General features: G+C 59.7%; 13 protein-coding genes. 9 read left to right on the top strand and 4 right to left on the bottom strand.

Annotation, left to right across the window (positions count from 1 at the left end):
• Positions 1–14 precede the first annotated feature (14 nt).
• Together BT204_RS00615 and BT204_RS00610 are read left to right on the top strand one after the other, a co-directional pair.
• A complete protein-coding gene (locus tag BT204_RS00615; RefSeq protein WP_034128885.1) occupies positions 15–1,199 on the top strand; it encodes an ATP-binding protein in 1,185 nt (394 codons plus the stop codon).
• 188 nt (positions 1,200–1,387) lie between these two features.
• Positions 1,388–1,816, top strand: a complete 429-nt coding sequence (locus tag BT204_RS00610) for a hypothetical protein (protein WP_072445575.1) — start codon at positions 1,388–1,390, stop codon at positions 1,814–1,816.
• Positions 1,817–1,823: 7 nt separating this feature from the next.
• Here the strand turns inward: BT204_RS00610 and BT204_RS00605 are convergent, their stop codons facing one another.
• The 3 genes from BT204_RS00605 to BT204_RS00595 all read right to left on the bottom strand — a co-directional run bounded on the left by BT204_RS00605 (position 1,824) and on the right by BT204_RS00595 (position 3,354).
• Positions 1,824–2,240 carry a DUF3010 family protein gene (locus BT204_RS00605; RefSeq protein WP_054898197.1) on the bottom strand — a complete coding sequence of 139 codons (417 nt, stop codon included), beginning with the start codon at positions 2,238–2,240 and terminating at the stop codon, positions 1,824–1,826.
• Positions 2,237–2,878, bottom strand: coding sequence for a hypothetical protein (locus BT204_RS00600; protein ID WP_054898198.1), 642 nt, complete (start codon positions 2,876–2,878; stop codon positions 2,237–2,239). Before BT204_RS00600 ends, BT204_RS00605 begins: the two co-directional genes overlap by 4 nt.
• Positions 2,879–2,949: 71 nt before the next feature.
• Positions 2,950–3,354, bottom strand: a complete 405-nt coding sequence (locus BT204_RS00595; protein WP_034128881.1) for a lysozyme inhibitor LprI family protein — start codon at positions 3,352–3,354, stop codon at positions 2,950–2,952.
• A 218-nt stretch (positions 3,355–3,572) separates the two neighbouring features.
• Between BT204_RS00595 and BT204_RS00590 the strand changes: the two genes are divergently transcribed.
• The 6 genes from BT204_RS00590 (at position 3,573) to BT204_RS00565 (ending at position 11,317) form a co-directional block, all read left to right on the top strand.
• On the top strand, positions 3,573–4,550 hold the full coding sequence (locus BT204_RS00590; protein ID WP_032879065.1) for a dipeptidase: 978 nt from the start codon (positions 3,573–3,575) through the stop codon (positions 4,548–4,550).
• A 78-nt stretch (positions 4,551–4,628) separates the two neighbouring features.
• Positions 4,629–5,159 carry a DUF5943 domain-containing protein gene (locus BT204_RS00585; protein WP_008033249.1) on the top strand — a complete coding sequence of 177 codons (531 nt, stop codon included), beginning with the start codon at positions 4,629–4,631 and terminating at the stop codon, positions 5,157–5,159.
• Positions 5,160–5,174: 15 nt separating this feature from the next.
• Positions 5,175–7,235, top strand: coding sequence for a dimethylglycine demethylation protein DgcA (gene dgcA / locus BT204_RS00580; protein WP_054898200.1), 2,061 nt, complete (start codon positions 5,175–5,177; stop codon positions 7,233–7,235).
• Between the two features lie 137 nt (positions 7,236–7,372).
• Positions 7,373–9,316 carry a dimethylglycine demethylation protein DgcB gene (gene dgcB, locus BT204_RS00575; RefSeq protein WP_057976533.1) on the top strand — a complete coding sequence of 648 codons (1,944 nt, stop codon included), beginning with the start codon at positions 7,373–7,375 and terminating at the stop codon, positions 9,314–9,316.
• Positions 9,316–10,536, top strand: a complete 1,221-nt coding sequence (locus BT204_RS00570; RefSeq protein WP_054898202.1) for an electron transfer flavoprotein subunit alpha — start codon at positions 9,316–9,318, stop codon at positions 10,534–10,536. Before dgcB ends, BT204_RS00570 begins: the two co-directional genes overlap by 1 nt.
• Positions 10,537–10,546: 10 nt before the next feature.
• Positions 10,547–11,317, top strand: coding sequence for an electron transfer flavoprotein subunit beta (locus BT204_RS00565; protein ID WP_072445713.1), 771 nt, complete (start codon positions 10,547–10,549; stop codon positions 11,315–11,317).
• An 843-nt stretch (positions 11,318–12,160) separates the two neighbouring features.
• On the opposite strand, the gene gbcA is transcribed toward BT204_RS00565, so the two are convergent.
• Entirely contained in the window at positions 12,161–13,456 is a 1,296-nt protein-coding gene (gbcA, locus tag BT204_RS00555) for a glycine-betaine demethylase subunit GbcA (RefSeq protein WP_032894948.1), read from the bottom strand.
• A gap of 282 nt (positions 13,457–13,738) precedes the next feature.
• On the opposite strand from gbcA, the gene gbcB reads away from it, so the two are divergent.
• The gene (gene gbcB / locus BT204_RS00545; RefSeq protein WP_014720237.1) at positions 13,739–14,839 is read left to right on the top strand and encodes a glycine-betaine demethylase subunit GbcB; all 1,101 of its coding nucleotides are present in this window, start codon (positions 13,739–13,741) and stop codon (positions 14,837–14,839) included.
• Positions 14,840–14,926 lie beyond the last annotated feature (87 nt).

The following is a 14,926-nucleotide window of genomic DNA, read 5'->3' as shown; positions in this document are numbered from 1 at the left end:
TTGAGTATAAAACCATGTCCAAGCACAGCGGCTTTGTGTTTCGCCGCCCCACCCTGGCAAGCAGTATTGCCGATGGCCTGGTGGGGGCCGGTATTCAGGATTTCACCTCCGGCCTGTTTCTCGCGGCGCCCCGACGCACGGGCAAAAGCACTTTTTTGCGCGAAGACCTGATTCCGGAATGTCAGCTGCGGGGCTGGCTGGCGGTGTATGTCGACCTGTGGGCCGACAAGGAAAAAGACCCCGCCGAGCTGATCGCAGGTGCCATTGCGGGGGCGTTGGTGCCGTTTGAAAAGGGCATTCGCAAACTGGCAAAGAGCATTGGCATCGAGAAACTAAGCTTTCTGCGTACGCTTTCCTGGGACTTTACCAAGCCACAATTGCCGGTCGGTGCGACGCTGACCCAAGCGTTGGAATTGCTCCATAGGGCTGCAGAAAAACCCGTTGTACTGGTGATTGACGAAGCACAGCACGCATTAACCACCGAGTCAGGTATCAATGCGATGTTCGCGTTGAAGGCTGCCCGGGATCAGCTCAACCAAGGCCGTGACGAGGAGGGCAGCGGTTTGCGCCTGGTGTTTACCGGCTCCAATCGCGACAAACTCGCCCATTTGGTATTGGGTAAAAGCCAGCCATTCTTCGGTTCCAGCATCACGCCGTTTCCGCTGCTGGGCAAAGCGTTCACCCAGGCCTACACCGTGCACCTCAACGCGCACCTGGCCAAGAACAACCAATTCAACGCGGCTGACATTGATGAGGCGTTTGAGCTGGTAGGTCGGCGTCCCGAGATGTTGCGCACGATCATCGGTGAAGTCGCATTGGAGCTGGGCGAGGCGAGCAATCTTGGCCAACTGCTGCACAGTCGCGCAGAACTGCTGCGCGCGGGTGTATGGACCGAGTTCGAAAGCGCCTGGAACGCCTTGACCATCCCGCAGCGTGCGGTGTTGCAGGTGATGGTGGTGCGTTCGCAAAGCAATGAGCCATTTGCGCCGTTTACCGACAGCACGATTACCGCAGTCAGCAAGGCATTGGAGGTTATGCGCAGCGATGTGGTGCCCGGGACCCAGACCATTCAGGCCTGTATCGATGCCCTGCGCGACAAGGAATTGGTATGGAAGTCGAGCCGGGGAGGGTATGCCCTGGAAGACAAGTCGTTCGGGGATTGGCTGCTGCACAAAACCCGCATACCGACTAACGAGTGAAACCCGATGTAGCGCGGTTTATAAGGGAATCATGGAAGGTGTAGGAAGTTTCTTTTTTTCATCGCTAACGGAGACTTATAGCCAAGGACTGCTAACGTCCTATGGGTCTTAGAAGTGGCTCTTGACCAAATGCTTTTGAAATGAAGCACGCAGGCCAGGAAGTCACTACTTAACCAGAAGAGGTTGGCATGCTTAGAAAACTAGTTACTGTCATCGCGTTCGCGACCACCCCGGCGTGGGCAGCCCAGGCGTCTGCACCTTTCACCGGAGCCGACTACAGCGGGCGCTATGAATGTACCGGCCAGGATAAACATATAGGCAGCTATAAGGGTGTTGTTGATATGGCACTCGACGCCAAGCAAAGTACTGGCAAGTACGCCGCCTACACCTTCACCTTGACCTTGGAAGACAAGTCCCGTTATGACGGAATGGCCGCCGGGACTTCGGACGCGCTGGGCGTTTATTTTGCTCACACCGACCCTGTCTTGAAAGACTTCGGCGTGGGGGTCGCACAAATGACGTCAACCCCGGAGGGCAAAGTGTCTTTCGTTAAGTACTACTACACGCCTGAATACGAAGGCGGTGGTCACGGCTTGGAACACTGCGTCAAAAGCTGATGGGTAATTACTTTTTCATCAGGGTTGAGCAGGCTGTTTTATAAGCTTCATGCTGATACTTGTTCAACGTCGTCGGCAGATCAAAGCTGTGCTTCTTGTTTTGCGCATTGATGGTCTGCGGCGACAGCAGCGTCACCTCCACCCCATCCAGCAACTGAAACACCCCTTCGATCTTGAACGTCGTCGGGCCACCGGCGAACTCGCCTTTTTTACTGCGTTTCTTGATGGCAATGCGCGTGATGCCGTTGGCTTGAACGAACGCCTTCACCTGGGCGGCGAAAGCTTTTACGTTGGCCGCTTCGTCGTCATCGTCGAGGGCGATTTTCTTGGTGGCCAGGGCGACGTGGGTCAGCGTCTGGTTGTCCAGGGAGGCGACGGCGATGATGGCTTCGCTGCCTTTGATTTCGATGCCGCAGATGGTCATGAGCGGGTCCTTTGCGAGGGAGAGGCTTCAGGAAAGGGCTTATTGAAATGCAATTCAAAGAGCTGCTCTATTGTCTTGCTCATTGGTTGAAGTTGGGAAATTTCTATCTTAAGTTTCAATAAGCTTGCTTCTTTGATTTTAATATCTAGCTCATTCAGTACTTCGCCGGGCTTTTGTATTTTCTGAAACCAGCGGCTAAAACCTATCACCGTGCACAGTGACGTGAGCGTCGCGTACAGACCGATGAAAATATAAAACTCTTTTTCGTGGACGAGCAGATAGTCCATGAACGTGTCGAGGTTATCTTTCTCTCGTTCTTTGTATGTAGAAAGTTTTCTTTCTTGTATAGCGAGGCTGTTCTTCAGGAAGGTGACGTCGTTGTTGAATGACTCCGGCAGATCTGCGATTTTATGCAGCTCCGGTGTGCCTTTCTCAAGTGCTTCAATGCGTTTAGTGAAATCGTTTACCATTTGCTCCGTTTGCGAATGGTGGCTTTCCTCGCGTGTTTCTTTTTGGAACCTGTAGTCCAGATAAGAAAAAATAGACACCAGTGTCAGCGCACCTGCAATTAGCCATAAACCAAATACAGCAAGCAACTTATAAATATTGTCGGTGGGTGGGGATGGAAGCCATTGCATGCCGAAAATTCCTTAAATCAGCGTCAGGTAGCGAAAAGCGACAGTGGGACGCTTCTATTGTAGGAATATAGTTACTGTTCTTGGCCAATCGACTCCAAAAACTCCGACCGCTCATCACTCATGCGCGCCAGGCAGTCGTTGTGCGCAATCGCATAGGCCTTGGTGCCGGTCACTGCCGGGAAGGTGTCCACTGCACAATCGGCGTCGCGCAGTTTTTCCCACTTCTGCTGCGCGTCCTTCAGACGGGCGGTAATGTCCGCCAGTTTGGTCTTGTCGCTGCCGTAGGTCGAACCCATGCGCTCCAGCAACCCCTGATAGTTATCTTTGAGCAATTGCTCGGCGGTGGTCTTGTTGTAGGTGGCGCATTCCAAGGTTTGCTGGTCGTTCTCGATACCGTCGCACGGCGTGCTGTCGGTGTCTTCGGCCGCGTGGGCGGTGGTTGCGATGAGTGCCAAAGCCAGGAAAATCGATTTCATTGCGCCGTCTCATATCACGTGATGCGCAATTCTGGCTCAAGCGTAAGACAAAGAACAGCCGACCGTGGGGCCTGTCTTCACAGGCTTTGTCGCGGATTGACGCTTTCGGCAATTCCCCTGTCGTTTTTGCACCCGGCTCCGTCGGTCCCTGGGCATATGCTGGCCCCAAAGCGCCGGCAGACGATTCGGCGCATGAATCGCCAATAAGGGGACGCCTGATGAGCCCAGCCGAGTTGCACGCCGACAGCATCGTTATCGACGGTCTGATTATTGCCAAGTGGAACCGCGACCTGTTCGAAGACATGCGCAAAGGTGGCCTCACCGCCGCCAACTGCACGGTGTCGGTGTGGGAAGGCTTCCAGGCCACGATCAATAACATTGTCGCCAGCCAGACCCTGATCCGTGAGAACAGCGACCTGGTGATCCCGGTGAAAACCACCGCCGACATCCGCCGCGCCAAGGAGCAGGGCAAGACCGGCATCATCTTCGGCTTCCAGAATGCCCATGCCTTTGAGGACCAGCTCGGCTATGTCGAGATCTTCAAGCAGCTCGGCGTGGGGGTGGTGCAGATGTGTTACAACACCCAGAACCTGGTGGGCACCGGTTGCTATGAGCGTGATGGCGGCCTGTCGGGTTTCGGGCGTGAGATCGTCGCCGAGATGAACCGCGTCGGCATTATGTGCGACCTGTCCCACGTGGGCTCCAAGACCAGCGAAGAGGTCATCCTCGAATCGAAAAAGCCGGTGTGCTACTCCCACTGCCTACCGTCCGGGCTTAAAGAGCACCCGCGCAACAAGTCCGATGAAGAGCTGAAGTTCATCGCCGACCATGGCGGTTTTGTCGGCGTGACCATGTTCGCGCCGTTCCTGGCCAAGGGCATCGACTCGACTATCGACGACTACGCCGAAGCCATCGAATACACCATGAACATCGTCGGCGAAGACGCCATCGGCATCGGCACCGACTTCACCCAGGGCCATGGTCAGGATTTCTTCGAAATGCTCACCCATGACAAGGGCTACGCCCGCCGCCTGACCAGCTTCGGCAAGATCATCAACCCGCTGGGCATCCGCACCGTGGGTGAGTTCCCCAACCTCACCGAGACCCTGCTCAAGCGCGGCCACAGCGAGCGCGTGGTGCGCAAGATCATGGGCGAGAACTGGGTCAACGTGCTCAAGGACGTCTGGGGCGAATAAGCCACTGCTCGCTTAATCCTTCACCCGCCGCCATCCGCGCGGCGGGCATCAAAACGAATTTTCTGGAGTTGAGTTTCCATGGCCAAGATCGCCCCGCAATTGCCAATTGAAGTCGACAGCGAAACCGGTGTCTGGACCTCCGACGCCCTGCCGATGCTGTACGTGCCGCGTCATTTCTTCGTCAACAACCACATGGGTATCGAAGAAGTACTGGGGGCCGACGCCTACGCCGAGATCCTCTACAAGGCCGGCTACAAATCCGCCTGGCACTGGTGTGAAAAAGAAGCTGAATGCCACGGCCTGGAAGGCGTCGCGGTGTTCGAGCACTACATGAAGCGCCTGTCGCAACGCGGCTGGGGCCTGTTCAAGATCCAGGACATCGACCTCGATAAAGGCACCGCCAGCGTCAAGCTTGAGCATTCAGCTTTTGTGTATGTCTACGGCAAGGTCGGACGCAAAGTGGACTACATGTTCACCGGCTGGTTTGCCGGCGCCATGGACCAGATCCTTCAAGCGCGTGGCAGCAAGATCCGCACTGTCGCCGAACAAGTCTACGGAGGCTCCGAAGAGGGCCACGATGATGGTTTGTTCACCGTCAAACCGTTGTAAGCCGAGGACCGTGCCATGGCTTTCGAAGCAATGTTCCAGCCGATCCAGATCGGCAAACTGACCATCCGCAACCGGGTGCTCAGCACTGCGCATGCCGAGGTGTATGCCACCGACGGCGGCATGACCACCGACCGCTATGTGAAGTACTACGAAGAGAAAGCCAAGGGCGGTATTGGCCTGGCGATCTGCGGTGGTTCCTCCGTGGTGGCCATCGACAGCCCGCAGGAATGGTGGGCGTCGGTGAACCTGTCCACCGACCGCATCATCCCGCACTTCCAGAATCTGGCCGATGCCATGCACAAGCATGGCGCCAAGATCATGATCCAGATTACCCACATGGGCCGGCGCTCGCGTTGGGACGGCTTCAACTGGCCGACCCTGATGTCGCCGTCCGGCGTGCGTGAGCCGGTGCACCGTGCCACCTGCAAGACCATCGAGCCAGAAGAAATCTGGCGTGTGATCGGCAACTACGCCCAGGCTGCGCGTCGGGCCAAGGCCGGTGGCCTGGACGGGGTGGAATTGTCGGCCGTGCACCAGCACATGATCGACCAGTTCTGGAGCCCGCGGGTCAACAAGCGTACCGACGAATGGGGCGGCACTTTCGAGGGCCGCATGAAGTTCGGCCTGGAAGTGTTGAAGGCCGTACGTGCCGAAGTGGGTGACGACTTCTGCGTGGGCATGCGCCTGTGCGGTGACGAGTTCCACCCGGACGGCTTGTCCCACGAGGACATGAAGCAAATCGCCAAGTACTACGATGACACCGGCATGCTCGATTTCATCGGCGTGGTGGGCTCGGGTTGCGACACCCACAACACCCTGGCCAACGTCATCCCGAACATGAGCTACCCGCCGGAGCCGTTCCTGCACCTGGCGGCCGGCATCAAGGAAGTGGTCAAGGTTCCGGTGCTGCACGCGCAGAACATCAAGGACCCGAACCAGGCCACGCGCATTCTGGAAGGCGGCTATGTGGACATGGTCGGCATGACCCGTGCGCACATCGCCGACCCGCACCTGATCGCCAAGATCAAGATGGGCCAGATCGACCAGATCAAGCAGTGCGTGGGCGCCAACTACTGCATCGACCGCCAGTACCAGGGCCTGGATGTGCTGTGCATCCAGAACGCTGCGACCTCCCGTGAATACATGGGCGTGCCGCACATCATCGAGAAGTCCACCGGGCCCAAGCGCAAGGTGGTTGTGGTGGGGGCCGGCCCGGCCGGGATGGAAGCCGCTCGCGTGGCGGCTGAACGTGGCCACGACGTGACGCTGTTCGAGAAAAAGGAGTTTATCGGCGGGCAAATCACCACGGCATCGAAAGCGCCGCAACGTGACCAGATCGCCGGTATCACCCGTTGGTATCAACTGGAGCTGGCGCGTTTGAAAGTCGACCTGCGCCTGGGTGTTGCAGCCGATGCCGAGACCATCCTGGACGTGCGTCCGGACGTGGTGGTGCTGGCGGTGGGCGGGCACCCGTTCATCGAGCAGAACGAACACTGGGGCGCTGCCGAAGGCTTGGTAGTGAGCAGTTGGGACGTGCTCGACGGCAAGGTGCTGCCTGGCAAGAACGTGCTGGTGTACGACACCATCTGTGAATTCACCGGGATGTCGGTGGCCGACTTCCTGGCCGACAAAGGCAGCCAGGTGGAGATCGTCACCGACGACATCAAGCCAGGCGTGGCAATCGGCGGTACGTCGTTCCCCACGTACTACCGCAGCATGTACCCCAAGGAAGTGATCATGACCGGCGACATGATGCTGGAAAAGGTCTACCGCGAGGGCGACAAGCTGGTGGCCGTGCTGGAGAACGAATACACCGGCGCCAAAGAGGAGCGGGTGGTCGACCAGGTCGTGGTGGAAAACGGCGTGCGTCCGGACGAGGCCATTTACTACGGGCTCAAGGAAGGTTCGCGCAACAAGGGCCAGATCGACGTTGAAGCGCTGTTTGCGATCAAGCCGCAGCCATGCCTGAGCGAGGCGGGCGAGGGGTACTTGCTGTTCCGCATTGGTGACTGTGTGGCCCAGCGCAATACCCACGCCGCCATCTATGACGCCCTGCGCTTGTGCAAGGATTTCTGACGCACCTGATCGTTCCCACGCTCTGCGTGGGAATGCCGCCCTGGACGCTCCGCGTCTGCTTTTAAGGTCGTGACGCAGAGCGTCACAGGATGCATGCCCACGCAGAGCGTGGGAACGATCTTAGTGGGAGCTTCACCATGCTGAATACCCTTCTTCCCATCCTGCTTTTTGCCGCCCTGGGCCTCGCCGTCCTCGGCGCCTTGCGCCGGGTGAACATGTGGCGCCGTGGCCGTGCGTCCAAAGTCGACCTGCTGGGTGGCCTCTTGGCCATGCCCAAGCGCTACATGGTCGACCTGCACCACGTAGTCGCCCGTGACAAATACATCGCCAACACCCACGTAGCGACGGCGCTGGGCTTTGTGCTGTCGGCGCTGCTGGCGATTGTGGTGCACGGTTTCGGCCTGCAGAGCCGCATTCTTGGTTATGCCCTGCTGCTGGCGTCGACATTGATGTTTGTCGGCGCGATCTTCATGTACCTGCGCCGCCGCAATCCGCCTGCCCGCCTGTCCAAAGGCCCGTGGATGCGCCTGCCGAAAAGCCTGATGGCCTTCTCGGTGAGCTTCTTCCTGGTGACCTTGCCGGTGGCCGGGATTCTGCCCGTCGACTTCGGCGGCTGGCTGCTCGCGGCATTGCTGAGCGTGGGCGTGCTGTGGGGCGTGTCCGAAATGTTCTTCGGCATGACTTGGGGCGGGCCAATGAAACACGCGTTTGCCGGAGCCCTGCACCTGGCCTGGCACCGTCGCGCCGAACGCTTTGGCGGCGGCCGCTCCACCGGTTTGAAACCCTTGGACCTGAGCGATAAAACCGCACCGCTGGGCGTGGAAAAACCCAAGGACTTCACCTGGAACCAACTGCTCGGCTTCGACGCCTGCGTGCAGTGCGGCAAGTGCGAAGCGGCGTGCCCGGCGTTTGCCGCGGGCCAGCCACTGAACCCGAAAAAACTCATTCAGGACATGGTGGTCGGTTTGGCCGGTGGCACCGATGCCAAGTTCGCCGGCAGCCCGTACCCCGGCAAACCGGTGGGCGAACACGGCGGCAACCCGCACCAGCCGATCGTCAACGGCCTGGTGGACGCCGAGACCCTGTGGTCGTGCACCACCTGCCGCGCTTGCGTGGAAGAGTGCCCGATGATGATCGAGCATGTGGACGCTATCGTCGACATGCGCCGCCACCTCACCCTGGAAAAAGGCGCCACGCCGAACAAGGGCGCTGAAGTCCTGGAAAACCTGATCGCTACCGACAACCCCGGCGGGTTTGCCCCTGGTGGGCGCCTGAACTGGGCGGCAGACCTGAACCTGCCGTTGCTCAGCGACAAAGGCAGTTGCGATGTGCTGTTCTGGGTCGGCGATGGCGCCTTCGACATGCGTAACCAGCGTACCCTGCGCGCTTTCGTCAAAGTGCTCAAGGCCGCCAAGGTCGATTTCGCCGTGCTCGGCCTGGAAGAACGCGACAGCGGTGACGTGGCGCGGCGCCTCGGTGACGAAGCGACATTCCAGTTGCTGGCCACGCGCAATATCCAGACCCTGGCCAAGTACAGCTTCAAGCGCATCGTCACCTGCGATCCGCACAGCTTCCATGTGCTGAAAAACGAATACGGCGCCTTCAACGGCAACTACCGCGTGCAGCACCACAGCACCTTCATGGCCGAGCTGATCGGCGAGGGCGCGCTGAATCTGGGCCAGCACAAAGGCAACAGCGTGACCTACCATGACCCTTGCTACCTGGGCCGCTACAACGGTGAATACGAGGCGCCGCGCCAAGTGCTAAAGGCGTTGGGTATCGAGGTCAAGGAAATGCAACGCTCGGGCTTCCGTTCACGCTGCTGCGGTGGCGGTGGCGGTGCGCCGATCACCGACATCCCCGGCAAGCAACGTATCCCCGATATGCGCATGGACGACATCCGCGAGACCGGCGCCGAACTGGTGGCCGTGGGTTGCCCGCAATGCACGGCGATGCTTGAAGGCGTGGTCGAACCGCGCCCGTTGATCAAGGACATCGCCGAACTGGTAGCCGACGCGTTGCTTGAAGACGCCGCGCCGGCCAAAGCCCCCGTCAAGCGTGAACCTGCGGAGGTGCACTAATGAGCGATATTATCCGCCGCGACCCCCGGGCCGAATGGATCGCCCGTAACCGCCTGCACCCGTTGCACGCGGCGATGCAGCCGGTGCAACACAGCTGGATGGGGCCCAACGGCATCATTCGCAAAAACGTGCATGGTGTCGGTTTTATCGGGCCCAACGGCATCAAGCGTATCGACCGCAGCGGTGCCCAGCAGGGCGGCGCGGCCAAGCGCACCGCGGCAGTGGAAGTGCAATTGCCGCTGCATCAAGTGCCGACCCCGGCGTTCTACATCAACGTGGTGCCGGACATGGTCGGTGGCCGCCTGAGCAGCCACGACCGTGACCTGCTTGGCCTGGCGCGCCAACTGGCCGGCAATGACGGCGCGGTGTTGGCGGTGGTGTTCGGTGAACACAAGGAAAGCGCCTTTGCCACGGCCGGCGTCGACCGACTGCTGGTGCTGGAGGGGCATGAGTTCGAGGGTTATGCACCGGAGCAACGCGTGCAGGGCCTGCGCGCTGTGGATAACCAATTCAGCCCGCGCCACTGGTTGCTGCCAGACAGCCGCAGCGGTGGTGGTGAGCTGGGGCGGCGCTTTGCCGCCAGCCTTAAGGAGCGCCCGGCGACGCGGGTGTGGCAGATCAAGGGCGAGGAATGCATCGGCCGTGCCGGTGCCGGCCAGGAAGACCTGGCGCGGCCGTTGCCCCGTCTGATCCTCGCTGCCGCCGAATGTGCCGACCCGGTCAGCGAGACCCGCCACGAAGTCTTGCCCGTGGAGTTATCCACAAGCCTGGCGCGCAGTTTGCCTCGTATCGAAGACCTCGGCGCGGTGGCGGTCGATCCGGCAGCGATTCCGATGGCCGAGGCAGAGTTCATTTTCTCCGGTGGCAACGGCGTGAAGGATTGGGCGCTGTTCCACCAGACCGCCGCGGCCCTGGGCGCTACTGAAGGCGCCTCGCGGGTGGCAGTGGACGATGGCTTCATGGCGCGTGATCGCCAGGTCGGCGCCAGCGGCACCTGGGTGACTGCGCGGGTGTACGTGGCGGTGGGAATTTCCGGGGCGATCCAGCACCTGCAAGGCATCGGTGCCTGCGACAAGGTGGTGGCGATCAACCTCGACCCAGGGTGCGACATGATCAAGCGTGCCGACCTGTCGGTGATCGGCGAAAGCGCCGCGATACTGCACGCCTTGATCGCGGCGGTCGAGACCTACCGCAACGGCGCCAAGCGCGATGCAGCCTGAGGATATGACCATGACGAACACTGTATTCAGCCTGGTGTCCATCGGTGCTCACCCCACCTCCGGGCGTCCACGCCGCGCCGAGCAGGATGCGCGCGCGGTTGAGCTGGGGCTGCAACTGGCTGGGGATAAGTTGCAGGTGCTGCACGCTGGTGATGTCAGCGAGCCGACCCTGCGCAGCTACCTGGGCATGGGCCTGCCGCAACTGCAGGTACTGGAACAACCGGCCGGCTCGGATGCCTTGCCGGTGCTCAGTGAGTATCTGCGCGACGCCGGTGCTCAGGTGGTACTGACCGGGAGCCAGGCAGAAACCGGCGAAGGTTCGGGAATGCTGCCGTTCCTCTTGGCCGAGCAACTGGGCTGGCCGCTGATTGTGGGGCTGGCCCAGGTGGAGTCCATCGACGCCGGCGTAGCCCTGGTGCTGCAGGCGCTGCCTCGCGGCCAGCGACGGCGCTTGAAGGTGCGCCTGCCGTTTCTCGCCACTGTGGATAACGCCGCGCCCAAGCCACGTCAGAGCGCCTACGGCCCGGCGCAACGGGGTGAACTGGCCGCCCATGACGTTGAGATTGAGCACGACGAGTTATTCACAGGCGCACTGTTGCAACCGGCCAAGCCACGGCCAAAGCGCCTCAAGGTGATCAAGGCCAAGAGTGGTGCCGACCGTATGAAAGCCGCAACGGCCAAGGCCAGTGGCGGCGGTGGGCAGGTGCTCAAGGGCGTGAGCGCTGAAGAGGGCGCGCAAGCGATTCTCAAGCTTCTGGTAGAAGAGGGCGTCGTACGCTGAACCCTGACCACCACCAAACCTTGTGGGAGCTGGCTTGCCTGCGATAGCGGTGGGTCAGCAACCCATGCATCCGTTGACGTATTGCAATCGCGGGCAAGCCCGCTCCCGCACTTCCCTGCTTTATGTTGGGCTTACCCACAATGCCTGTTGATCCGCCTGTGGATAACCTGTTCGCGGGTGTCCACAAGCCCGGTGTATCAAGCTCTGCAGCCCTCTGTACGAAAAACAACCAACCTAACTTGCGGTTTTTACTCGGGTTTTCACCGGGTTGAGGCCTCGACTTGCCCCCAAAGTCTGTTGGCGCTTTTGTGGATAAGATGTTCGCTATCCGCTACAAGCCCTATAAAGCGTGGCTTTAGAGGGGTTGGTCAATAATTGATCAAATCTCACATATTCGCCGTTCAAACGGCTGGATATCCCCGATTCATGAGGGTTTCAAGGGCTTTTCCACAACCCGAACAAAGTTGCCCCCAAAGTCTGTTGGTGCATCTGTGGATAAGGTGTTCGCTTACCGCTACAAGCCACGCTAATCAAGGCTCTTGGAGGATTGATCAATAAATGAGCAGCTCAAGATAAAACCCGCAAATTTGAATAAGTCACGGATTTTCTTGATTTAATTTGCGAGCACGGCGCACTTGCCCACAATTGCTGTGGGTGGTTTTGTGGATAAGTTGTTGGGTAAAGGCTGGAGGGCAGGGCGCTAGGGGCTTGCGCGAGAACTGATGTAGGAGCGAGCTTGCTCGCGAAAAACGTCAACGATAACGCGTGTTCCCTGGATGAACGCGGTGCCTGTGAGTTTTTCGCGAGCAAGCTCGCTCCTACATTGTGATCTATGGGGGGCAGTTATTCGTGTGCGGCCACACCTTTTAGGTACGGCGCGGGAGCAGCGCCCAGGTTGCTCAACATGCGCTCGCTGTACCAATCCACAAAATTCACCACGCCAAACTCATAGGTCTTGGAGTAAGGGCCTGGCTGGTAGGCGGTGGAGTTGATGCCGCGCTGGTTCTCTTCGGCCAGGCGGCGATCCTGGTCGTTGGTGGCATCCCATACCTGGCGCATGCGCTCCACGTCGTAGTCCACGCCTTCCACCGCGTCCTTGTGCACGATCCACTTGGTGGTGACCATGGTTTCCTGGGCGCTGATGGGCCACACGGTGAACACAATGATGTGGTCGCCCATGCAGTGGTTCCAGGAGTGCGGCAGGTGCAGGATGCGCATCGAGCCCAGGTCCGGGTTCTTGATGCGGCCCATCAGTTTGGCGCAGCCCTGCTTGCCGTCCAGGGTCATCGACACAGTGCCCTTGAGCAGTGGCATGCGCACGATGCGGTTACGCAGGCCGAAGCTGGCGTGGGCGTAAGGGATCTTCTCGGCGTCCCAGGCGGCAGCAGAAGCAGCCACGTGATCCTTGAACGCCTGGTCGGCGCGCGGGTCGGTAACGTCGTCCCATTCCAGCAGGGTTTTCAGCAGTTCCGGGTGCGAGGCGTTGCAGTGGTAGCACTCGCGGTTGTTTTCCAGCACCAGCTTCCAGTTGGCTTTTTCGAACAAGGTGGTCTGGATCGCCACCTTGGTGTTCTCCATGTCGTAGGGCTCCATGTAATGGCTGAGCGTGGACAGGAAGTCATCGATGGCCGGTGGGTTTTCGGCCAGGCTGATAAAGATGTAGCCGCCAGCGGTCTTCACGTTCACTGGTTTGAGGCCGTACTGCTTCATGTCGAAATCGGCGCCCATCTCGGTGCCGGCGAACAGCAGGCGGCCGTCCAGCTCGTAGGTCCACTGGTGGTAGTGGCACACCAATTTGGCAACCTTGCCCTTGTCGCTGGTGCACAAGCGCGAGCCACGGTGGCGGCAGACGTTGTGGAACGCATGCACCACGCCGTCGGCACCCCGGATCACGATGATTGGGTTCTTGCCCACTTGCAGGGTCAGGTAGTTGCCCTTGGTGGGGATTTCGCAGGTCATGCCGGCGATCAACCACTCTTTCTGGAAGATCTCCTGCATGTCGATATCAAACAACCGCTCATCAGAGTAGAACGGCTGCGGCAGCGAAAAAGTGCGCTCGCGCTCTTGCAGCATTTGCGCGGTGGCCTTGCGTGCGGGTTCCAGCGGATCGCCCAAGCTTAAGGTTGCGGTGACGTCCATCGTGTGTGTCCTCATGGCCATTCTGTGTGGCCGGCGAATAGTGGCTACGGTTGGTGCTGTGCAAGGCGTAAAGAACGCGTCTTTGTTGGGAGCGAGTGTGGGCCCGGCGTAACGTCGAACCTTATCCATGGGCGACATGGCCCAATCTGATCCCGACGCGCAAGCCCCTGTCTTTGGGGGCTGGTCGCCGTAAGTATGTGAATGTCGCAGATAGGTAAATGGGTGGTTCTCGCGTTACGCAGAATCGCCACCATAAGGCCGACGTCGGCGGTGGAGAACAACATGTCCAATAATTTCCTGAATCCGGTAACCACCCAGACCTGGGCCAATGGTCGGCACATCGTCCGCTGCGTCAAAGTCATCCAGGAAACCTGGGATGTGCGCACCTTCTGCTTCATGGCCGATCAGCCGATCCTGTTCTTTTTCAAGCCAGGGCAATTCGTCACCCTGGAGCTGGAAATCGAAGGCCAGCCGATCATGCGTTCGTACACGATTTCCAGCTCACCGTCGGTGCCTTACAGCTTTTCGGTGACCATCAAGCGTGTGCCGGGCGGTCGGGTTTCCAATTGGCTGCACGACACTTTGCACGAAGGCCAGGAGCTGGCGGTGCACGGGCCGGTCGGGCTGTTCAATGCCATCGACTTCCCGAGCCCGAAAGTGCTTTACCTCAGCGGCGGCGTTGGGATCACGCCGGTGATGTCCATGGCGCGCTGGTTCTACGACACCAATGCGAACGTCGACATGACCTTTATCCACAGCGCCCGCTCGCCCAAGGACATCATCTATCACCGCGAGCTGGAGCACATGGCGTCGCGGATCGACAACTTCAGCCTGCACCTGATTTGCGAAAAACACGGCCTGGGCGAGCCTTGGGCCGGGTATCGCGGCTATCTGAACCACAAGATGCTGGAGCTGATGGTGCCGGACTTCCTGGAGCGCGAAGTGTTCTGCTGCGGCCCTACGCCGTACATGAACGCGGTGAAGCGTTTGCTGGAAGTTGCCGGTTTCGACATGACGCGTTATCACGAAGAATCCTTTGGCGCGACACCGCCCGAAGCCCGTGCCGATGCGGTGGAGCAGGCCGAGCAAGCGGCGGATGCGCCGGAGATCGACCTGGCAGACCTGCATCAAGTGGAATTTATCGCGTCCGGCAAGAGCATTCGCGTGGCGCCGGGGGAAACGGTGCATGCTGCGGCGGCCAAGCTCGGCCTGCTGATCCCCAAGGCCTGCGGCATGGGCATCTGCGGTACGTGCAAGGTCATGAAGCTGGGCGGCGAAGTAGAGATGGAGCACAACGGCGGGATTACCGAAGAGGACGAAGCCGAAGGCTATATCCTGTCGTGCTGCAGTGTGCCGAAGGGTGATGTACGCATCGAGTTCTGATCTGCTCGTTCCCACGCTCTGCGTGGTAACGCCTCCCAGGACGCTCCGCGTCCCGTCGCAACTGAAGGGTGACGCGGAGCGTCACGG

Source organism: Pseudomonas sp. NFPP02 (genome assembly GCF_900119355.1).
GTDB classification, from domain to species: domain Bacteria; phylum Pseudomonadota; class Gammaproteobacteria; order Pseudomonadales; family Pseudomonadaceae; genus Aquipseudomonas; species Aquipseudomonas paracarnis.
This window is presented reverse-complemented; position numbering and strand designations above follow the sequence as displayed.

Excerpts from the sequence above, each read along its gene's own strand:
- BT204_RS00615 (WP_034128885.1), top strand. The coding sequence starts at position 15 with ATGTCCAAGCACAGCGGCTTTGTGTTTCGCCGCCCCACCCTGGCAAGC.
- BT204_RS00610 (WP_072445575.1), top strand. The coding sequence starts at position 1,388 with ATGCTTAGAAAACTAGTTACTGTCATCGCGTTCGCGACCACCCCGGCG.
- BT204_RS00605 (WP_054898197.1), bottom strand. The coding sequence starts at position 2,240 with ATGACCATCTGCGGCATCGAAATCAAAGGCAGCGAAGCCATCATCGCC.
- BT204_RS00600 (WP_054898198.1), bottom strand. The coding sequence starts at position 2,878 with ATGCAATGGCTTCCATCCCCACCCACCGACAATATTTATAAGTTGCTT.
- BT204_RS00595 (WP_034128881.1), bottom strand. The coding sequence starts at position 3,354 with ATGAAATCGATTTTCCTGGCTTTGGCACTCATCGCAACCACCGCCCAC.
- BT204_RS00590 (WP_032879065.1), top strand. The coding sequence starts at position 3,573 with ATGAGCCCAGCCGAGTTGCACGCCGACAGCATCGTTATCGACGGTCTG.
- BT204_RS00585 (WP_008033249.1), top strand. The coding sequence starts at position 4,629 with ATGGCCAAGATCGCCCCGCAATTGCCAATTGAAGTCGACAGCGAAACC.
- dgcA (WP_054898200.1), top strand. The coding sequence starts at position 5,175 with ATGGCTTTCGAAGCAATGTTCCAGCCGATCCAGATCGGCAAACTGACC.
- dgcB (WP_057976533.1), top strand. The coding sequence starts at position 7,373 with ATGCTGAATACCCTTCTTCCCATCCTGCTTTTTGCCGCCCTGGGCCTC.
- BT204_RS00570 (WP_054898202.1), top strand. The coding sequence starts at position 9,316 with ATGAGCGATATTATCCGCCGCGACCCCCGGGCCGAATGGATCGCCCGT.
- BT204_RS00565 (WP_072445713.1), top strand. The coding sequence starts at position 10,547 with ATGACGAACACTGTATTCAGCCTGGTGTCCATCGGTGCTCACCCCACC.
- gbcA (WP_032894948.1), bottom strand. The coding sequence starts at position 13,456 with ATGGACGTCACCGCAACCTTAAGCTTGGGCGATCCGCTGGAACCCGCA.
- gbcB (WP_014720237.1), top strand. The coding sequence starts at position 13,739 with ATGTCCAATAATTTCCTGAATCCGGTAACCACCCAGACCTGGGCCAAT.